The sequence below is a fragment of the Paraburkholderia lebeckiae genome (genome assembly GCF_050436225.1).
In the GTDB taxonomy this organism is placed as follows: domain Bacteria; phylum Pseudomonadota; class Gammaproteobacteria; order Burkholderiales; family Burkholderiaceae; genus Paraburkholderia; species Paraburkholderia tuberum.
Genome location: NZ_JBNDLU010000002.1, coordinates 2,549,083 through 2,567,617, shown reverse-complemented (window position 1 = coordinate 2,567,617; position 18,535 = coordinate 2,549,083). Strand labels below are relative to the sequence as shown.

Below are 18,535 nucleotides of genomic sequence, written 5' to 3'. Positions count from 1 at the left end.
GATTCATCGCCCGAAGCGGGCGATGAACACGCGAACGATTGAGCGGTAACAGGTTAAGGAAGATTGACCATCATGGTTGAACTGGAAATAGACGGCAAGAAAGTCGAGGTGCCTGAAGGCAGCATGGTGATTCAGGCTGCGCATAAGGTCGACACCTACATTCCTCACTTCTGCTATCACAAGAAGCTGTCGATTGCGGCCAACTGCCGGATGTGTCTGGTCGATGTCGAGAAGATGCCGAAGGCCGTGCCCGCGTGCGCGACCCCAGTGTCGGCCGGCATGATCGTGCGCACCAAGTCGGACAAGGCGGTGAAGGGCCAGCAAGCCGTGATGGAATTCCTGCTGATCAACCATCCGCTCGACTGCCCGATCTGCGACCAGGGCGGCGAATGCCAGTTGCAAGATCTGGCCGTTGGTTACGGCAAGTCGTCGTCGCGCTATAGCGAAGAAAAGCGCGTGGTGTTCCACAAGAACGTGGGTCCGCTGATCTCGATGGAAGAGATGTCGCGCTGCATTCACTGCACGCGTTGCGTTCGCTTCGGCCAGGAAATCGCCGGCGTGATGGAACTCGGCATGCTGGGCCGCGGCGAGCATGCGGAAATCACGTCGTTCGTCGGCAAGACGGTCGACTCGGAGCTGTCGGGCAATATGATCGATCTGTGCCCGGTCGGCGCGCTTACGAGCAAGCCGTTCCGCTACAGCGCCCGTACATGGGAGCTGTCGCGTCGCAAGTCGGTGAGCCCGCACGATTCCGTCGGCGCGAACCTCATCGTGCAGGTGAAAAACAATCGCGTGATGCGCGTTTTGCCGTTCGAAAACGAAGCGATCAACGAGTGCTGGATCTCGGACAAGGACCGCTTCTCGTACGAAGGCGTGAACAGCCCCGAGCGTCTTACCAAACCGATGCTCAAGCAAGGCGGCCAGTGGGTCGAAACCGACTGGCAGACCGCGCTCGAATACGTGGTCAAGGGTCTGAAGGGCATCAAGAGTGACCACGGTGCGAACGCCCTTGCCGCGCTGTCGAGCGCGCACAGCACCGTGGAAGAACTGTTCCTGTTGAAGCAGATCGGGCAAGCGGTCGGCACGCCGAACGTCGACTTCCGTCTGCGTCAGTCGGATTTCTCGGCGCCCGTTAGTGGCGCGCCGTGGCTCGGCGGCACGATCGCCGATCTGTCGAACGTCGATGCGGCGCTCGTGATCGGCTCGGATCTGCGCCGTGACCATCCGCTGTTCGCCGCGCGTTTGCGCCAGGTCGCACGAGGCGGTTCGGCACTTACGCTGCTCCAGGCCACCAACGACGACGCGATGATCCCTCAGGCGCAACGCGTGGTCGCGGCGCCGTCGGCATGGCTCGAGGTGTTGGCAGGCATCGCCGGCGCGGTGGGCGAAGCGAAGGGCGTTGCGCTGCCGGAAGCATTCGCGGGCACGCAGCCGACGGACGCGCACAAGCAGATAGCGAAATCGCTGACTACCGGCGAGCGCCGCGTCGTGCTGCTTGGTAACGAAGCGGTTCGTCATCCGGACTTCGCGGCGATCCACGCCGCGGCGCAATGGATTGCCGAGGCAACCGGTGCAACGCTCGGTTTCCTGACCGAAGCGGCCAATACGGTCGGCGCGCACCTTGTGAACGCGCTGCCGGGCGAAGGCGGTCTGAACGCGCGCGAAGTGTTCGAGCAGCCGCGCAAGGGCTATCTGCTGTTGAATCTCGAGCCGGAATTCGACACGGCCAATCCGGCGCAGGCGCTCGCCGCGCTGAAGCAGGCCGAGATGGTCGTCGTGATGTCGCCGTTCCAGGCCGGCGCCGACTATGCCGACGTGCTGCTGCCGATCGCGCCGTTCACGGAAACGGGCGGCGCGTTCGTCAACGCTGAAGGTACGGTGCAGGCGTTTAACGGCGTCGTGCGTCCGCTCGGCGACACGCGTCCCGCGTGGAAGGTGTTGCGCGTGCTGGGCAGCCTGCTCGGCGCGTCGGGCTTCGAATACGACACGGTCGAAGAAGTGCGCGCGGCCGCGCTCGGCGACGGCGAACTGAGTTCGCGTCTGTCGAACCGGACCGGCGTCGCGGTGACGCGCGGCCAGGCCGCGAAGGCGGCGGAAGGCAAGTTCGAGCGTCTCGCGAACGTGCCGATCTATCATGCCGATGCGCTCGTGCGTCGCGCGGAGTCGCTGCATCTGACCGTGGCGGCCCGTACGGCGAATTCGGTCGGCCTGCCGGCTGCGTTGTTCGACAAACTGGGTTTGAAAGAGGGCGACGCGGTGCGCGTTCGTCAGGGCGAGCAAGCGGTGCAGTTGCCGGCCGTGCGCGACGCGAATCTTGCGGAGACGGTCGTCCGCGTATCGGCGGCTACGCCTGCCGGTGCAGCGCTGGGCAGCCTGTTCGGTGAACTGGTGGTGGAGAAGGCGTAAATGAGCTTGTTCGATACGATCAACTCGGGCGGCGCCCAGCTTCTCGGTGTGGCATGGCCTACGGTGTGGGCGCTCGTGCGCATCCTGGTGGTGGCCGTCGCGATCCTGCTGTGCGTCGCTTACCTGATCCTGTGGGAGCGCAAGCTGATCGGCTGGATGCATGTGCGTCTCGGTCCGAACCGCGTCGGTCCCGCCGGGCTCTTGCAGCCGATCGCCGACGTGCTGAAACTGTTGCTGAAGGAAGTGATCCAGCCGGCCCAGGCAAGCCGCTGGATCTACGTGATCGCGCCGATCATGGTGGTGGTGCCGGCCTTCGCGGTCTGGGCGGTGATTCCTTTCCAGGCGGGCGCGGTGCTCGGTGATATCAACGCGGGTCTGCTATACGCGATGGCGATCTCGTCGATCGGCGTGTATGGCGTGATTCTGGCCGGCTGGGCGTCGAACTCGAAGTACGCGTTCCTCGGCGCGATGCGCGCCGCCGCGCAGATGGTCTCGTACGAAATCTCGATGGGCTTCGCGCTGGTGGTCGTGCTGATGACGGCCGGCACGCTGAACCTGTCTGGCATCGTCGGCTCGCAGGAGCAGGGCTTCTTCGCCTCGCACGGCCTGAACTTCCTCTCCTGGAACTGGCTGCCACTGCTGCCGATGTTCGTCGTGTACTTCATCTCGGGCATCGCCGAAACGAACCGCCACCCGTTCGACGTGGTGGAGGGCGAATCGGAAATCGTCGCGGGCCACATGATCGATTACTCGGGTATGGCGTTCGCGCTGTTCTTCCTCGCCGAGTACATCAACATGATCGTGATCTCGGCATTGGCTGCAACACTGTTCCTCGGCGGCTGGAGCGCCCCGTTCGGGTTCCTGTCGTTCATCCCGGGCATCGTCTGGCTCGTCGCCAAGGTTTTCTTCCTGTTGTCGGTGTTCATCTGGGCGCGTGCTACGTTCCCGCGCTATCGCTATGACCAGATCATGCGTCTCGGCTGGAAGGTTTTCATTCCGGTCTGCGTGGTGTGGCTCGTGGTGGTCGGCTTCTGGATCATGTCGCCGTTGAACATCTGGAAATAAAGGGCGGACGAACCTATGACCGCAATCCAAAACTTCTTCAAGACTTTCTTCCTCACGGAACTGCTGAAAGGCCTCGCGCTGACCGGACGCTACACGTTCCAGCGCAAGGTCACCGTGCAGTTCCCTGAAGAGAAGACCCCGATCTCGCCGCGTTTCCGCGGTCTGCATGCGCTGCGCCGCTATGAAAACGGCGAAGAGCGCTGCATCGCGTGCAAGCTGTGCGAAGCAGTGTGTCCGGCGCTCGCGATCACAATCGAATCGGAAACGCGCGCGGACAACACGCGCCGCACGACGCGCTACGACATCGACCTGACCAAGTGCATCTTCTGCGGTTTCTGCGAAGAAAGCTGCCCGGTCGATTCGATCGTCGAGACGCACATTCTCGAGTATCACGGCGAGAAGCGCGGCGACCTTTACTTCACGAAGGACATGCTGCTGGCCGTTGGCGACCGCTTCGAAGCAGAAATCGCCGCCAACAAGGCAGCCGACGCACCGTATCGTTGAAGCGCTTTCCCGCTTGCAACAATTGCGGCAGTAAAAGCAGTAACACGGCCTGCTGTCGGGCCGACCGCCGCGGCCTGAACGCCGCGGCACGGCGCACCGGTGTGGCGGTTCTGGCGGTTTCGTCCGCTTTTGCCAGCCACGGGTGCCAAAGAACAATGCCTGACGATGGCCTAACGATGAACCGGTAATCATGGAATTCACGACCGTACTGTTCTACATCTTCGCGCTGCTCCTGGTGGTTTCAGGGCTGAAGGTGATCACCTCGCGCAACCCGGTATCGTCCGCACTGTTTCTGGTGCTGGCGTTCTTCAACGCAGCCGCGATCTGGATGTTGCTGGAGGCCGAGTTCCTCGCGATCCTGCTGGTGCTGGTCTACGTCGGCGCGGTGATGGTGCTGTTCCTGTTCGTCGTGATGATGCTGGACGTCAATCTCGACGTACTGCGCAAGGACTTCAAACGCTTTGTGCCGATGGCCTCGGCGGTGGGCGCGATCATCGTGGTCGAAACCGCGCTGATCCTGTGGCACGGCTACGGCGCGACCACCACGGCGCTGCACGACACGGCCGCGGCCGCCGCTGGCATGGGCGACTGGTCGAACACGCGCCTGATCGGCAAGGTCATCTATACCGACTACATCTTCGCGTTCGAAATTGCCGGCCTGATCCTGCTGGTTGCCATCATCGCGGCGATCGCGCTGACCACGAGCCACAAGAAGGACAGCAAGCGTCAGAACGTCAGCGCACAGGTCAAGGTGCGCGCACAGGACCGCGTGCGCGTTGTGAAGATGCCGTCAGAGAAGACCGCGGCGACTCTCGCGGCGGAACAAGCGGCTGCCGCGGCGGCTGCAGCAGCGGCCGACTCGGCGCCGGCCAAGAACAGCTGAGCGGACAGGAGATTGAAATCATGTTGACCCTTGCCCATTACCTTGTCCTCGGCGCGATCCTGTTTGCGATCAGCATCGTCGGCATTTTCCTGAACCGCCGCAACGTCATCATCATCCTGATGGCGATCGAACTGATGCTGCTCGCGGTGAACACCAATTTCGTCGCGTTCTCGCACTACCTGGGCGACGTGCATGGCCAGATTTTCGTCTTCTTCGTGCTGACGGTTGCGGCAGCCGAAGCGGCGATCGGTCTCGCAATTCTGGTGACCCTGTTCCGTAGTCTCGACACGATCAATGTCGAGGATCTCGATCAGCTCAAAGGTTAATTTCAGGAAAAGCGGTTATGTCCACGATACTCAATGAAAACCTGCTGTTGGCAATTCCGCTGGCACCGCTTGCCGGTTCCCTGATTGCGGGGCTGTTCGGCAAGGCGATAGGGCGGGCGGGTGCGCATTCGGTCACGATCCTCGGCGTCGCGGTTTCGTTCATCCTGTCGGTCATCGTCTTTTTGCAGGTGATGGATGGCGCGAGCTTCAACGCGACCGTTTATCAATGGATGTCGATCGGCAAGACGCAGCTCGAAGTCGGTTTCCTGGTCGACTCGCTGACCGCGATGATGATCTGTGTGGTGAACTTCGTCTCGCTGATGGTGCACATCTACACGATCGGCTACATGGCCGACGACGACGGCTATCAGCGCTTCTTTTCGTACATCTCGCTGTTCACGTTCTCGATGCTGATGCTCGTGATGAGCAACAACTTCCTGCAGCTGTTCTTCGGCTGGGAAGCGGTGGGTCTCGTTTCGTACTTGCTGATCGGTTTCTACTTCAAGCGTGAGAGCGCGATCTACGCGAACATGAAGGCGTTCATCGTGAACCGCGTCGGCGACTTCGGTTTCCTGCTCGGCATCGGTTTGCTGTTCGCGTTCGCCGGCTCGATGAACTACGGCGAAGTCTTCGCGAAGCGTACCGAACTCGCGGCGCTGAACTTCCCCGGTACCGACTGGGGCCTGCTGACGGTGGCTTGCATCTGCCTGTTCATCGGCGCGATGGGTAAGTCGGCTCAGTTCCCGCTGCATGTGTGGCTGCCGGACTCGATGGAGGGCCCGACGCCGATCTCCGCACTGATTCACGCGGCGACCATGGTGACGGCCGGTATCTTCATGGTCACACGCATGTCGCCGCTCTTCGAACTGTCGGATACGGCGCTGTCGTTCGTCATGGTCATCGGTGCGATTACCGCGCTGTTCATGGGTTTCCTCGGGATCGTCCAGAACGACATCAAGCGTGTGGTCGCTTATTCCACGCTGTCGCAGCTCGGTTACATGACGGTCGCGCTCGGCGCGTCGGCATATTCGGTCGCCGTGTTTCACCTGATGACGCATGCGTTCTTCAAGGCGCTGCTGTTCCTCGGCGCGGGTTCGGTGATCATCGGCATGCATCACGATCAGGACATGCGCAACATGGGCGGCCTGCGCAAGTACATGCCGATTACGTGGATCACATCGCTGATCGGTTCGCTCGCGCTGATCGGCACGCCGTTCTTCTCGGGCTTCTACTCGAAAGACTCGATCATCGACGCGGTGAAGCTGTCGCATCTGCCGGGCTCGGGTTTCGCGTACTTCGCGGTGGTCGCAAGCGTGTTCGTGACCGCCTTGTATTCGTTCCGTATGTATTTCATGGTGTTCCACGGTGAGGAGCGCTTCCGCAATCCGAAGCACCCGGAATCGCCAATGGGCGCAGAAGCACAGTCGCATGGGCATGACGCGCACGGCCACGACGACCACGCTCACGAGCCGCATGAAACGCCGTGGGTCGTGTGGGTGCCGCTCGTGCTGCTGGCGATTCCGTCGATCGTGATCGGAGCGATCGGCGTCGGTCCGATGCTGTTCGGCGACTTCTTCCAGCACGGCGTCGCGTTCGACAAGGTGATCTACATCAGCGAGAACCATCCGGCGCTGCATGAGATGACCGAAGAATTCCAGGGCTGGGCATCGATGGGTCTGCACTCGGTGTCGGGCCTGCCTGTGTGGCTCGCGCTCGCAGGCGTGGTGGTCGCATGGTTCCTGTATCTGGTCCGTCCGGATCTGCCTGCTGTCATCAAGCGCGCATTCGGCCCGATCTACACGTTGCTCGATAACAAGTACTACATGGACAAGATCAACGAAGTCGTGTTTGCGCGGGGCGCGGTGGCCATTGGCCGGGGTCTGTGGAAGGAAGGCGACGTGGTCGTGATCGACGGCATCGTCAACGGCAGCGCACGCTTTATCGGCTGGTTCGCGAGCGTGATCCGCTTCCTCCAATCCGGCTACATCTACCATTACGCGTTCGCCATGATCATCGGCATGCTGGGGCTCCTGACCCTGTTCGTAACGCTCGGCGGCAAATAAGGCGAGGGACACTCATGCACGCTTATCCGATTCTGAGCATCGCGATCTGGTTGCCGATCTTCTTCGGTCTGCTGGTCCTCGCGATCGGCAACGACGAGAACCCCGCCCCCGCGCGCTGGATTTCGCTGATCGGCTCGGTTCTGAGCTTCCTCGTCACGCTGCCACTGATCACCAGCTTCGATTCGAGCACCGCCGAGCTGCAGTTCGTCGAGCAGGCGAACTGGATCGAGCGCTTCCACATCACGTATCACCTCGGCGTGGACGGCATTTCGATGTGGTTCGTTGCGTTGACCGCGTTGATCACGGTGATCGTCGTGATCGCAGCGTGGGAAGTGATCACGAAGAACGTCGGCCAGTACCTCGCGGCCTTCCTGATCCTGTCGGGCATCATGGTCGGCGTGTTCAGCGCGGCCGACGGCCTGTTGTTTTACGTATTCTTCGAAGCGACGCTGATCCCGATGTACATCATCATCGGCGTGTGGGGCGGGGCGAACCGCGTGTACGCGGCATTCAAGTTCTTCCTGTACACGCTGGCGGGCTCGCTGCTGATGCTGGTTGCGCTGATCTATCTGTACAACGAGACCGGCACGTTCGACATCGCCACGTGGCAGCACGCGCAGATCGCGATGACGCCGCAGGTGCTACTGTTTATCGCGTTTTTCCTGGCCTTCGCGGTGAAGGTGCCGATGTGGCCGGTGCACACGTGGTTGCCGGACGCGCACGTGGAAGCGCCGACCGGCGGCTCGGTCGTGCTGGCCGCGATCATGCTGAAGCTCGGTGCGTACGGTTTCCTGCGCTTCTCGCTGCCGATCACGCCTGATGCGAGCCATTTCCTCGCACCGGTCGTCATCACGCTGTCGCTGATCGCGGTGATCTACATCGGTCTCGTCGCGATGGTGCAGGCCGACATGAAGAAACTGGTCGCGTATTCGTCGATCGCGCACATGGGTTTTGTCACGCTCGGCTTCTTTATCTTCAATCAGCTCGGCGCGGAAGGCGCGATCGTGCAGATGATCTCGCACGGTTTCGTGTCGGGTGCGATGTTCCTGTGCATCGGCGTACTGTACGACCGCATGCACTCGCGTCAGATCGCCGATTACGGCGGCGTCGTCAACGTGATGCCGAAGTTCGCGGCGTTCGTCATGCTGTTCGCGATGGCGAATTGCGGCTTGCCGGGCACTTCCGGTTTCGTCGGCGAATTCATGGTGATTCTGGCCTCCGTCCAGTACAACTTCTGGATCGCGAGTGGCGCGGCAGTCACGCTGATTCTCGGCGCGGCCTACACGCTGTGGATGTACAAGCGCGTGTACTTCGGCGCGGTCGCGAACGACCACGTGAAGAACCTGCTCGACATCGACCGTCGCGAATTTTTCATGCTGGCAGTGCTCGCCGCACTAACGCTGTTCATGGGCCTGTACCCGAAGCCCTTTACCGATGTGATGCACGTATCCGTGGAAAACCTCCTCTCCCACGTTGCCCAATCGAAGCTGCCGTTGCCTCAGTAACGACGAGCGGAGGAATTTAAGACCATGCAAAACGCCCCTATGACTGCTCTGTTGCCCGACGCACTGGTGATGTTCGCCATTGTCATCGCGTGGCTCAACGACACGTTCGTCGGCCAGGAGGGTCGCCGTACCACGTATTTCATCGCGTTCTTCTCGACGCTCGTCGCCGGGATCTGGTTCGCGATCAATGCGTTCGACCCGCAAGTGCATTACTTCTTCGATCACATGTACGTGGTCGATCCGTTCGCCAACGTGATGAAGGCAGTGGTGTCGCTCGGCTATGCGGTGACGATCGTTTATTCTCGTCGCTACCTCGAAGACCGTAGCCTGTTCCGCGGCGACTTCTTCCTGCTCGGCATGTTCTCGCTGCTCGGCCAGATCGTGATGATCTCGGGCAATAACTTCCTGACGCTGTATCTCGGTCTGGAACTGATGTCGCTGTCGCTGTACGCGGTGATCGCGCTGCGTCGCGAAGTGGCGTCGTCGAACGAAGCGGCGATGAAGTACTACGTGCTCGGCGCGCTGGCTTCCGGCTTCCTGCTGTACGGTGTTTCAATGCTGTATGGCGCGACCGGCTCGCTCGACCTGAACGAAGTGTTCAAGGCAATCAGCACGAGCCACTACGATCCGACCGTGCTGCTGTTCGGCGTCATCTTCATCGTGGCGGGCGTGGCGTTCAAGATGGGTGCGGTGCCGTTCCATATGTGGGTGCCTGACGTGTACCAGGGCGCACCGACGGCGATGACGCTCATCGTCGGCGGCGGCCCGAAGGTCGCGGCGTTCGCGTGGGGTCTGCGTTTCCTCGTGATGGGCCTGCTGCCGCTGGCGGTCGAATGGCAGCAGATGCTGGTGATTCTGGCGGCGCTGTCGCTGATCGTCGGCAACATCACCGGGATCGTGCAGCGCAACGTCAAGCGGATGCTCGCGTATTCGGCGATCTCGAACATGGGCTTCGTGCTGCTCGGCCTGCTCGCCGGCGTGGTCGACCAGAAGACCACGGGCGCCGCGAACGCGTACGGCTCGGCGATGTTCTACAGCATCGTCTACCTGATCACGACGCTCGGCACCTTCGGCGTCATCATGCTGCTCGCGCGCCGCGACTTCGAAGCGGATACGCTGGAGGACTTCAAGGGCCTCAATCAGCGCAGCGCGGTATTCGCGTTCGTGATGATGATCATGATGTTCTCGCTCGCGGGTATTCCGCCGGCAGTCGGCTTCTATGCGAAGCTCGCCGTGCTGCAAGCGACGATGAACGCCGGCCTGACCTGGCTCACCGTGCTCGCCGTGATCACGTCGCTGTTCGGCGCGTTCTACTACCTGCGTATCGTCAAGCTGATGTACTTCGACGAGCCGCAAGACAAGTCGCCGATCGTGGCGGACACGAGCACGCGCGCGTTGCTCGCGTTGAACGGCGTCGCCGTGCTGGTGCTCGGTATCGTGCCGGATCCGCTGTTGCGCGCCTGCCTGCAGGCGATCCAGCACACGCTGCTGCTCTGATGTCCGCTGCGGGCTGGTTTATCGTGCTGTTGGCGCTGGTCGGCGCCAACCTGCCGTTCCTGAATCAGCGCCTCTTCGCCGCGGTGCCGTTGAAAGCGGCGAAGAAAAGCGCCTGGCTCCGGATTGCCGAATTGATCGTGCTGTATTTCGTGGTCGGCGCGCTGGGTTTTTTGCTCGAAGCGCGGGCGGGAAATCGCTTCGAGCAGGGCTGGCAGTTCTACGCGATCACGTTCGCGCTGTTCGTCGTGTTCGCTTTCCCCGGCTTTACCTTCCAATATCTCGTCAAACGCCGCTGACGGCGTCCCGCCGTCGCGCGCGCCTGGCTATTCCGAGGTCCGCACATGGCTGAACTTCCCAATCACGACGCCGCGCTAACCGAGACTTGTATCGACAGCAAGACGGTCCATCAAGGACCGTTCATGACGGTCAAGTACGATACGGTCCGACTGCCCGACGGCAAACGGGCGACGCGCGAATACGTTCAGCATCCGGGCGCCGTCATGGTGATCCCCTTGTTCGACGACGGTCGCGTGCTGCTCGAAAGTCAGTATCGCTATCCGATGGGCAAGGTGATGGTCGAATATCCGGCCGGCAAGCTCGACCCGAACGAGGGCGCGCTGGCCTGCGCGGTTCGGGAACTGCGCGAGGAAACCGGCTATACCGCGCGCGAGTACGTGTACCTTACCCGGATTCACCCGATCATTTCTTACTCGACCGAGTTCATTGATATCTATCTCGCGCGGGGCTTGACCGCGGGTGAGCGCAAGCTCGACGAAGGCGAGTTTCTTGAACTTTTCACCGCGACCGTGGAGCAGGTATCCGAGTGGGTGCGCACGGGCGAGATCACCGATGTGAAGACGATCATCGGTACCTTCTGGCTCGAGAAAGTGCTGTCGGGCACGTGGCCGACCGAGGCGCCCGAAACGGTATAAGTTCGCGTCTGCCCGATAGCTGATCCGCGTTGCAGGTGAACGGAGCCCCTGTTGGTCGATGACCGGCAGGGGCTTTTTCATTGGCTTCGCGGTTTCTTTCCGGCTCAAAAAATCAGCCGTTTCCTATGCCATCTGGCTGGCTCGTCGTGGCGCGGCGGCCGGCTAATATGAACCTCTCGATCACCGAATTCGTCGTCGATTTTGTTTTGGATGACTGACGTTAAACGTCGGAGTGATCTCATTTCAGCTCCAGCACAGGTTGTCAATTGACAACCTGTGCTGGAGCGATTAAATTGGAGGTCTCGATGGTTCGAGCAAGGCACATGAAAAAAGAGATCGAGGCCGCATTGGCATACGCGGAGCAGCACGGCTGGCGCGTTCAGGACGGCGGAAGAGGTCATGCGTGGGGAAAAATCCATTGCCCGTACAAAGACGCCGAATGTCGTTGCGGGGAGTTCTGTATATCGAGCGTCTGGAGTACGCCGAAGAATGCCGGCAATCACGCCAGGCACTTGCGGCGCATCGTCGGCAACTGTGCGGCACGGCGCTAGTGGGTTCGTAGGTATCACACAGGTATCAAGCAGGAGTCGCAACAACCTGGGCTTAACGAAGACAGGAGTAACGTATGGAATATGTGTTCACGTTGAAATACCGCCTCGCCGCGGAAGATTGCGATGCAGACGCAATCGGCGAGCGGTTGGGCGAAGCGGGGTGCGACGACGCCACGATTGGCGTCGGGCAACCCGGCCGCCTCGGGCTGCTTTTCACCCGTGAAGGCACGAGCGCACTCGCGGCTGTCACCAGCGCGCTCAAGGACGTGAAAGGTGCGGTGCCGTCCGCCCAGCTGGTCGAGGCGGGACCTGACTTCGTAGGGCTGACCGACGTGGCCGAGGTGGCCGGCGTGTCGCGGCAAAACATGCGCAAGCTGATGCTGAACAACGCAATCGACTTCCCGTTGCCGGTCCACGAAGGCAGTGCGTCGGTGTGGCATCTGGCGGACGTGCTCGAATGGCTGACCGCGCGCGGCGGGTACGAGATTGACATCGGTGCGGCGGATGTCGCAAGACTGGCGAAGCAGATCAATCTGACGAAGGAGGCCCGTCAGATTGAACCGCGTGTGAGCCGTCAACTGAGCAATCTCGTGGCGTAGCAGTGCGCCGCAAGCGGGCCGTAGAACGGAGCAAATGTGGCACCGCTTATTAGCCGGGCCGCCTTCGGCAGCACGTGCCGTAAAGCGGTAAAATCGCCCACCCGCGCCATATTCCCTTGCGGCTGCTGGCGGTCGCGCGTCGGCCCTAAATCTTTGCGAACGACCGTTCACAAATTTCCATTTTGCGCTAAACTGGCATGCAAGCCCTGATTCCACATGAAGGTCCTCGATTTACAGTGTCCGCATGGCCATCGGTTTGAAGGCTGGTTCGCTTCGGCTGATGACTTCGAGTCGCAGCAGTCCCGCAAGCTCGTCGAATGTCCGATCTGCGGTGCGAATGAGGTGAGCCGTTTGCCTTCGGCACCGCGTCTGAACCTGTCGGGCGCGACCGACTCCAAGGCGCCGGCGGGCGTGGACCAAATGCAGGCGCACATGATGCGCGCGCTGCGCGAGGTACTGGAGAAGACGGAGAACGTGGGCGACCGCTTCGCCGAGGAAGCACGGCGCATTCACTACAACGAAGCGCCTGTGCGCAGTATTCGCGGTGTCACGACACCGGAGGATGCGCGTGCCTTGGTCGAGGAAGGCATCGAAGTGATGCCGCTACCGGTCCCAGCTGCGCTGAAGGAACCACTGCAATAGCGCGGTGGCTCCAGGCGGCCGGGTGGTGGCGGCCAGGAGACACTACGCATGAATCTGGACTATTCCCCCGCTGAAGACGCGTTCCGCGCCGACATCCGCGCCTGGCTCGAAGCGAATCTGCCTCGCGAGCTGAGCGACAAGGTTCTCAATCACAAACGGCTTTCCCGCGAAGACTTCGCAAGCTGGCACAGGCTGCTCGGCACGCGAGGCTGGTCGGCGGTCGCGTGGCCGCGCGAATACGGCGGCCCCGGCTGGGACGCGACGCAACGACATATCTGGGAAGAAGAGTGCGCGCGTATCGGCGCACCTTCCGTGCTGCCTTTCGGTGTGTCGATGGTTGCGCCGGTGCTGATGAAGTACGGTAACGAGGCGCAGAAGCGCCACTATCTGCCGCGTATTCTCGACGGCACGGACTGGTGGTGTCAGGGCTACTCGGAACCGGGATCGGGTTCCGACCTTGCGTCGCTGCGCACCCGCGCGGAGCGCGTCGGTGATCATTACGTGGTCAACGGCCAGAAGACCTGGACCACGCTCGGCCAGCACGCCGACATGATGTTCTGCCTCGTGCGCACCGACAGCGGCGCCAAAAAGCAGGAGGGCATCTCGTTCTTGCTGATCGATATGAAAACCCCGGGCATCACGGTGCGGCCCATCATCACGCTCGACGAAGATCACGAAGTCAACGAGGTGTTCTTCGAGGACGTCAAAGTGCCGGTCGACAATCTCGTCGGCGAAGAAAATCGCGGCTGGACGTATGCGAAATATCTGCTCGGCCACGAGCGTACCGGCATTGCGCGAGTCGGAGCGTCGAAGCGTGAGCTGGCGTTTCTGAAGCGTGTCGCGCTGAATCAGAAAAAGAACGGCAAGCCGTTGCTGCACGATCCGGTGTTCGCGGCGAAGGTAGCGAGTCTCGAAATCGAGTTGATGGCGCTCGAAGTCACCGTGCAACGGGTGGTAGCCAACGAGGCGGGCGGTCGCGGCCCGGGCCCGGAAGCGTCGATGCTGAAGATCAAGGGCACGGAAGTGCAACAGGGGCTCACCGAGCTGATGTTCGAAGCAATCGGCCCGCTGGCCGCGCCGTTCGACGTGCCGTTCCTCGAAGGCGAACGCGAGCACAGTCTTGCCGGCGACGACGATGCCGCGCCGCTTGCCGCGTACTACTTCAACTTCCGCAAGACGTCGATTTACGGCGGCTCGAACGAAATTCAAAAGAACATCATCGCGCAGATGATTCTCGGACTTTGAGGAGCGGCGCATGGACTTCACTTTCAACGACGAACAACAGCAATTTGCCGATGCGCTGCGCCGCTATCTCGACAAGAGCTACGGCTTCGAAGCGCGCCAGCAGATCGTGCGCTCGGAGGCGGGCGTATCGGCTGTGCACTGGGCCGCGTTCACCGAACTGGGGCTGACCGCGTTGCCGGTGCCCGAAACTCAGGGCGGCTTCAACGGTGGTCCGATCGACATGCTTCTAGTCATGGCGGAGCTCGGCCGCGCGCTCGTCGTCGAGCCGTTTTGGGCGACCGCGGTCGGCATCGAAGCGTTGCGCCTTGCCGGCACCGGCGACGGCGAAGATGCCGCGTTGCTCGAACGGGCGGCCCGGGGCGAAGCCAGGCTGGCCGTGGCGTTTCACGAGCCGCATGCGCGCTACGACCTGTTCGAAGTCGCGACGACCGCGAGCGGGCAGGGTGCGCAGCACACGCTGAGCGGCACCAAATCGGTCGTGCTGCACGGCGCGCAGGCGGACCACTGGATCGTGCCGGCGCGCCTCGATGGCGAAATCGCACTCTTTGTCGTCGCGCGTGACGCGGCCGGCGTCACGCTCACCGAGTACCGCACGATCGACGGTCAACGCGCCGCGACGCTCGAATTCAATGGCACGCCCGCGCGCCGGCTCGCCGGCAAACACGCGGGGGCGGCAACCCTCGAGCAGGTCGCCGACTACGGCACGCTGCTGCTGTGCGCAGAAGCGATCGGCGCGCTCGACGCGCTCAATCACGCCACCGTCGAGTACACCAAAACACGCCAGCAGTTCGGCCAGCCGATCGCGCGTTTCCAGGCGTTGCAGCATCGCATGGTCGAGATGCTGATCCACGCGGAGCAGGCGCGTTCGATCACGTATCTGGCCGCGATGCGCTACGCGAGTGAAGACGCGAACGAGCGCCGTCAAGCGATCTCCGCGGCAAAAGTTCGGATCGGCCAGGCCGCGCGTTTCGTCGGTCAACAGGCGGTGCAGTTGCACGGCGGCATGGGTGTCACGAACGAAGTGGCGGCCGCACATCTGTTCAAGCGCCTCGCGATCATCGAGACCACGCTCGGCGACGTCGATCATCATCTCGCGCGGTTTGCCACGCTGCCCGGATTTGCCGTCGCCGAAGACTGATCGGGCCGTTCCACCGGACAAAGGAGGTGCACGATGAAAATCAGTTTCGAAGACATGGAAGTGGGCTCGAGCCGCGAAATCGGCAAGCACGTGTTCACGCGCGAGGAAATTGTCGAGTTCGCGCAGAAGTTCGATCCGCAGCCGTTTCATCTCGACGAAGCCGCCGCGGCCGAATCGCCGTTCCGCGGCCTCGTCGCGAGTGGTTGGCACACCTGCTCGGTAATGATGGGCATGCTCGTGCGCAAGGTACTGGCGGATTCGACATCGATGGGTTCGCCCGGGATCGACGAGATCCGCTGGCTCAAGCCGGTACGAGTCGGCGATACGATCACGATGATGAACGTCATCGTCGACAAGCGCGTGTCGCAGAGCAAGCCGGATCGCGGCATCGTGTCGACACGCTGGGAGGGCATCAATCAGCACGGCGAAACGGTGATCACGGTGCGCTCGAACGGCATGTTCGGCCTGCGCAATCCGGGAGCGGCGGCATGACGGCGAGCGCGGCGACGCTAGTCGCTTTCGACAACGCGGGTGCTTTGCGCGCGCTCATCGGCGCCGAGCCGCTCGTCAGCGAATGGCTGAGCGTCGATCAGGAGAGGGTGAACCGTTTCGCCGAGGCAACCGGCGATCATCAGTGGATTCACATCGATCCCGAGCGGGCCAAACGCGAATCGCCGTTTGGCGGCCCGGTCGCGCATGGGTTTTTGACGCTGTCGCTGATTCCGGCTTTGCTCGGCAAAACGGTGAAGATCGAGCAGCGCATGGGTGTCAACTATGGCTTGAACCGCGTGCGTTTCATGTCGCCGGTACTCGTGGGGTCGTCGCTGCGTGGGAAGTTCGCCGTCGAGGCGGTGACCGACCTCGACAACAGCGGCGTGCAACTCGCGTGGAACGTGACGCTGGAGCGTCAGGGCAGCGAACGACCGGTGTGCGTCGCGGAGTTCATCACGCGGCATTACTTCTAGCGTTTTCCCTTCGCAGACGAAATGAAAAAGCGCGAGCCGGCAGGCATGCCGCGCGCGCTTTCTGTTTGTGTCGAGCCGCGTCAGCGAGACGACCGAAACTAGTGTTTCGCGTACTGCGTCGCGCCAAACAGGATCTCTTTCGCCTTGTCGTCCATCAGCGGCGCGCGCGCCGACGCCAGCACGTCGACGCCGCGCACCACCGCCGGCCGCGCAGCGATCTCTTCATGCCAGCGCTTCACGTTCGGCAACGTATCGAGCTCGATCCCCTGATTTTTCCACGAACGTGTCCACGGAAACGCGGCGATGTCCGCGATCGTATAGTCGTTGCCGGCCAGGTAACGCGTCTTGCCGAGTTGCGTGTCCATCACGCCGTACAGACGTCGCGCCTCATTGGTGTAGCGATTGACCGCGTATTCGATCTGCTCGGGTGCATACACGCGGAAGTGATGCGTTTGCCCCAGCATCGGACCGAGGCCGCCCATCTGGAACATCAGCCATTGCAGTGCCGCGTAGCGCGCGGCCGGATCGCTCGGTAGAAACTTGCCGGTTTTCTCGGTCAGATAAATCAGGATCGCGCCCGATTCGAATAGCGCGAAGGGCCGGCCGTCGGCGCCTTTCGGACCTTCGGAATCGACGATCGCGGGAATCTTGTTGTTGGGACTGATGGCGAGAAATTCCGGCTTGAACTGATCGCCGGCACCGATGTTCACGGCATGCACGTTGTAGGGTAGGCCCGTTTCCTCGAGCATGATATGAATCTTATGGCCGTTCGGGGTCGCCCAGCTATAGACGTCGATCATCCTGGCTCCTTTGTTCGTCGAAGCGGCGCCGCAAAGAGGGCGCCGCCGTTGCCGAAAATTAGAGCATAGATCGCGCGACGCTGCTTGCCGCGGGCTCAGGCTCCACGCTCACACCGAGCCGAAGCACTCAAACGCGTGTGACCGGCGTCTCAACGCGAGCCGCCGCGCCCGCATCCATATGACGCGCAAGTTCGAGCTTGGCGATCGCGTTGCGATGCACTTCGTCGGGGCCGTCGGCGAAACGCAGCGTGCGCGCCGAGGCATAGGCATACGCGAGCGGAAAATCGTCGCTGACGCCGCCGCCGCCATGCGCCTGAATCGCCCAATCGATCACCTGACACGCCATGTTCGGCGCGACCACCTTGATCATCGCGATCTCGCCGCGCGCGCCCTTGTTGCCGACGGTGTCCATCATGTACGCGGTCTTCAGCGTGAGCAGACGCGCCTGCTCGATCATGCAGCGCGCCTCGGCAAGACGCTCCTGCGTGACCCCGTGCGACGCAACTGGCTTGCCGAACGCGACACGTTGCAGCGAGCGCTTGGCCATCAATTCGAGCGCGCGTTCGGCGAGACCGATCAGGCGCATGCAGTGGTGGATGCGTCCCGGGCCGAGACGGCCTTGCGCGATCTCGAACCCGCGGCCTTCGCCGAGCAGCATGTTGGTGGCGGGCACGCGCACGTTGTCGAGTGTGATCTCCATGTGACCGTGCGGCGCGTCGTCGTAACCGAACACCGTGAGCGGGCGATGCACGGTGATGCCGGTGGCGTCGGCGGGCACGAGGATCATCGACTGCTGCTGATGGCGCGGTGCGTCGGGATCGGTCTTGCCCATCACGATATAGACCTTGCAGCGCGGATCGCCCGCGCCCGACGACCACCACTTGTGGCCGTTGATCACGTAATGGTCGCCATCGCGCACGATGCTAGTCTGGATGTTCGTCGCATCCGACGACGCGACCTCCGGCTCCGTCATCAGAAACGCCGAACGGATCTGCCCTTGCAGCAGCGGTTCGAGCCACTCGCGCTTGTTCTCTTCGCTGCCGTAGCGCTCGATCGTCTCCATGTTGCCGGTGTCCGGCGCGTTGCAGTTGAACACTTCCGGCGCCCACGGCACGCGGCCCATGATCTCGCACAGCGGCGCGTATTCGAGATTCGTCAGGCCCGCGCCGCGCTCCGATTGCGGCAGGAACAGATTCCACAGACCTGCGTCGCGCGCCTTCTGCTTGAGTTGCTCGACCAGTTCGGTCGGCACCCATGCGTTGCCGTTCTGGCGGTTGCGCGCGATCTCCGCATAGAACGCCTGTTCGTTCGGGTAAATGTGCTCGTCGAAAAAGGCGAGCAGTTTTTCGCGCAACGCCTGGACCTTCGGGGTGTAATCGAAATTCATCTTGGACCTCGCGGGTAACGGACTGCG

At 62.0% G+C, this 18,535-nt stretch carries 19 protein-coding genes; 17 read left to right on the top strand and 2 right to left on the bottom strand.

The window, feature by feature from the left end; genetic code table 11:
- Positions 1 to 72: 72 nt before the first annotated feature.
- The 17 genes from nuoG to OKW45_RS26325 all read left to right on the top strand — a co-directional run bounded on the left by nuoG (position 73) and on the right by OKW45_RS26325 (position 16,321).
- Positions 73 to 2,406, top strand: coding sequence for an NADH-quinone oxidoreductase subunit NuoG (nuoG, locus tag OKW45_RS26405; protein WP_018420017.1), 2,334 nt, complete (start codon positions 73 to 75; stop codon positions 2,404 to 2,406).
- Positions 2,407 to 3,471, top strand: a complete 1,065-nt coding sequence (gene nuoH / locus OKW45_RS26400; protein ID WP_018420018.1) for an NADH-quinone oxidoreductase subunit NuoH — start codon at positions 2,407 to 2,409, stop codon at positions 3,469 to 3,471. It abuts the gene before it with no gap.
- Positions 3,472 to 3,486: 15 nt separating this feature from the next.
- Complete coding sequence (gene nuoI / locus OKW45_RS26395; protein WP_018420019.1) at positions 3,487 to 3,975, top strand: NADH-quinone oxidoreductase subunit NuoI; 489 nt, start codon at positions 3,487 to 3,489, stop codon at positions 3,973 to 3,975.
- Between the two features lie 190 nt (positions 3,976 to 4,165).
- Positions 4,166 to 4,858 (top strand): NADH-quinone oxidoreductase subunit J, encoded by a 693-nt coding sequence (locus tag OKW45_RS26390; protein WP_018420020.1) that lies wholly within the window; start codon positions 4,166 to 4,168, stop codon positions 4,856 to 4,858.
- A 20-nt stretch (positions 4,859 to 4,878) separates the two neighbouring features.
- Positions 4,879 to 5,184, top strand: coding sequence for an NADH-quinone oxidoreductase subunit NuoK (gene nuoK, locus OKW45_RS26385; RefSeq protein WP_006052894.1), 306 nt, complete (start codon positions 4,879 to 4,881; stop codon positions 5,182 to 5,184).
- Positions 5,185 to 5,201: 17 nt separating this feature from the next.
- Positions 5,202 to 7,247, top strand: a complete 2,046-nt coding sequence (nuoL, locus tag OKW45_RS26380) for an NADH-quinone oxidoreductase subunit L (RefSeq protein WP_429472003.1) — start codon at positions 5,202 to 5,204, stop codon at positions 7,245 to 7,247.
- 14 nt (positions 7,248 to 7,261) lie between these two features.
- Positions 7,262 to 8,752, top strand: a complete 1,491-nt coding sequence (locus OKW45_RS26375; RefSeq protein WP_018420022.1) for an NADH-quinone oxidoreductase subunit M — start codon at positions 7,262 to 7,264, stop codon at positions 8,750 to 8,752.
- 24 nt (positions 8,753 to 8,776) lie between these two features.
- Positions 8,777 to 10,249, top strand: coding sequence for an NADH-quinone oxidoreductase subunit NuoN (gene nuoN, locus OKW45_RS26370; RefSeq protein WP_035470481.1), 1,473 nt, complete (start codon positions 8,777 to 8,779; stop codon positions 10,247 to 10,249).
- The gene (locus tag OKW45_RS26365) at positions 10,249 to 10,545 is read left to right on the top strand and encodes a DUF2818 family protein (RefSeq protein ID WP_018420024.1); all 297 of its coding nucleotides are present in this window, start codon (positions 10,249 to 10,251) and stop codon (positions 10,543 to 10,545) included. Before nuoN ends, OKW45_RS26365 begins: the two co-directional genes overlap by 1 nt.
- Before the next feature lie 45 nt (positions 10,546 to 10,590).
- Entirely contained in the window at positions 10,591 to 11,181 is a 591-nt protein-coding gene (locus OKW45_RS26360) for an NUDIX domain-containing protein (protein ID WP_026225704.1), read from the top strand.
- 305 nt (positions 11,182 to 11,486) lie between these two features.
- Complete coding sequence (locus OKW45_RS26355) at positions 11,487 to 11,732, top strand: hypothetical protein (RefSeq protein ID WP_429473364.1); 246 nt, start codon at positions 11,487 to 11,489, stop codon at positions 11,730 to 11,732.
- 74 nt (positions 11,733 to 11,806) lie between these two features.
- Positions 11,807 to 12,331 carry a helix-turn-helix transcriptional regulator gene (locus OKW45_RS26350; RefSeq protein WP_429472000.1) on the top strand — a complete coding sequence of 175 codons (525 nt, stop codon included), beginning with the start codon at positions 11,807 to 11,809 and terminating at the stop codon, positions 12,329 to 12,331.
- 216 nt (positions 12,332 to 12,547) lie between these two features.
- Positions 12,548 to 12,973 (top strand): DUF1178 family protein, encoded by a 426-nt coding sequence (locus tag OKW45_RS26345; protein ID WP_018420027.1) that lies wholly within the window; start codon positions 12,548 to 12,550, stop codon positions 12,971 to 12,973.
- 48 nt (positions 12,974 to 13,021) lie between these two features.
- Positions 13,022 to 14,218: an acyl-CoA dehydrogenase family protein gene (locus OKW45_RS26340; protein WP_090803787.1), complete on the top strand. Its 1,197-nt coding sequence runs from the start codon at positions 13,022 to 13,024 to the stop codon at positions 14,216 to 14,218.
- Positions 14,219 to 14,228: 10 nt separating this feature from the next.
- Positions 14,229 to 15,356 carry an acyl-CoA dehydrogenase family protein gene (locus tag OKW45_RS26335; RefSeq protein ID WP_429471998.1) on the top strand — a complete coding sequence of 376 codons (1,128 nt, stop codon included), beginning with the start codon at positions 14,229 to 14,231 and terminating at the stop codon, positions 15,354 to 15,356.
- Between the two features lie 33 nt (positions 15,357 to 15,389).
- Positions 15,390 to 15,848 carry a MaoC family dehydratase gene (locus tag OKW45_RS26330; RefSeq protein WP_018420030.1) on the top strand — a complete coding sequence of 153 codons (459 nt, stop codon included), beginning with the start codon at positions 15,390 to 15,392 and terminating at the stop codon, positions 15,846 to 15,848.
- The gene (locus OKW45_RS26325; protein ID WP_429471996.1) at positions 15,845 to 16,321 is read left to right on the top strand and encodes a MaoC family dehydratase; all 477 of its coding nucleotides are present in this window, start codon (positions 15,845 to 15,847) and stop codon (positions 16,319 to 16,321) included. Before OKW45_RS26330 ends, OKW45_RS26325 begins: the two co-directional genes overlap by 4 nt.
- A 98-nt stretch (positions 16,322 to 16,419) precedes the next feature.
- Here the strand turns inward: OKW45_RS26325 and OKW45_RS26320 are convergent, their stop codons facing one another.
- Positions 16,420 to 17,121, bottom strand: a complete 702-nt coding sequence (locus OKW45_RS26320) for a glutathione binding-like protein (RefSeq protein ID WP_429471994.1) — start codon at positions 17,119 to 17,121, stop codon at positions 16,420 to 16,422.
- Positions 17,122 to 17,248: 127 nt separating this feature from the next.
- The gene (locus tag OKW45_RS26315) at positions 17,249 to 18,508 is read right to left on the bottom strand and encodes an acyl-CoA dehydrogenase family protein (RefSeq protein WP_018420033.1); all 1,260 of its coding nucleotides are present in this window, start codon (positions 18,506 to 18,508) and stop codon (positions 17,249 to 17,251) included.
- Positions 18,509 to 18,535: the final 27 nt, after the last annotated feature.

What these genes read in the sequence shown, in the direction of transcription:
- nuoG (WP_018420017.1), top strand. Translation starts at nt 73, where the DNA reads ATGGTTGAACTGGAAATAGACGGCAAGAAAGTCGAGGTGCCTGAAGGC.
- nuoH (WP_018420018.1), top strand. Translation starts at nt 2,407, where the DNA reads ATGAGCTTGTTCGATACGATCAACTCGGGCGGCGCCCAGCTTCTCGGT.
- nuoI (WP_018420019.1), top strand. Translation starts at nt 3,487, where the DNA reads ATGACCGCAATCCAAAACTTCTTCAAGACTTTCTTCCTCACGGAACTG.
- OKW45_RS26390 (WP_018420020.1), top strand. Translation starts at nt 4,166, where the DNA reads ATGGAATTCACGACCGTACTGTTCTACATCTTCGCGCTGCTCCTGGTG.
- nuoK (WP_006052894.1), top strand. Translation starts at nt 4,879, where the DNA reads ATGTTGACCCTTGCCCATTACCTTGTCCTCGGCGCGATCCTGTTTGCG.
- nuoL (WP_429472003.1), top strand. Translation starts at nt 5,202, where the DNA reads ATGTCCACGATACTCAATGAAAACCTGCTGTTGGCAATTCCGCTGGCA.
- OKW45_RS26375 (WP_018420022.1), top strand. Translation starts at nt 7,262, where the DNA reads ATGCACGCTTATCCGATTCTGAGCATCGCGATCTGGTTGCCGATCTTC.
- nuoN (WP_035470481.1), top strand. Translation starts at nt 8,777, where the DNA reads ATGCAAAACGCCCCTATGACTGCTCTGTTGCCCGACGCACTGGTGATG.
- OKW45_RS26365 (WP_018420024.1), top strand. Translation starts at nt 10,249, where the DNA reads ATGTCCGCTGCGGGCTGGTTTATCGTGCTGTTGGCGCTGGTCGGCGCC.
- OKW45_RS26360 (WP_026225704.1), top strand. Translation starts at nt 10,591, where the DNA reads ATGGCTGAACTTCCCAATCACGACGCCGCGCTAACCGAGACTTGTATC.
- OKW45_RS26355 (WP_429473364.1), top strand. Translation starts at nt 11,487, where the DNA reads ATGGTTCGAGCAAGGCACATGAAAAAAGAGATCGAGGCCGCATTGGCA.
- OKW45_RS26350 (WP_429472000.1), top strand. Translation starts at nt 11,807, where the DNA reads ATGGAATATGTGTTCACGTTGAAATACCGCCTCGCCGCGGAAGATTGC.
- OKW45_RS26345 (WP_018420027.1), top strand. Translation starts at nt 12,548, where the DNA reads ATGAAGGTCCTCGATTTACAGTGTCCGCATGGCCATCGGTTTGAAGGC.
- OKW45_RS26340 (WP_090803787.1), top strand. Translation starts at nt 13,022, where the DNA reads ATGAATCTGGACTATTCCCCCGCTGAAGACGCGTTCCGCGCCGACATC.
- OKW45_RS26335 (WP_429471998.1), top strand. Translation starts at nt 14,229, where the DNA reads ATGGACTTCACTTTCAACGACGAACAACAGCAATTTGCCGATGCGCTG.
- OKW45_RS26330 (WP_018420030.1), top strand. Translation starts at nt 15,390, where the DNA reads ATGAAAATCAGTTTCGAAGACATGGAAGTGGGCTCGAGCCGCGAAATC.
- OKW45_RS26325 (WP_429471996.1), top strand. Translation starts at nt 15,845, where the DNA reads ATGACGGCGAGCGCGGCGACGCTAGTCGCTTTCGACAACGCGGGTGCT.
- OKW45_RS26320 (WP_429471994.1), bottom strand. Translation starts at nt 17,121, where the DNA reads ATGATCGACGTCTATAGCTGGGCGACCCCGAACGGCCATAAGATTCAT.
- OKW45_RS26315 (WP_018420033.1), bottom strand. Translation starts at nt 18,508, where the DNA reads ATGAATTTCGATTACACCCCGAAGGTCCAGGCGTTGCGCGAAAAACTG.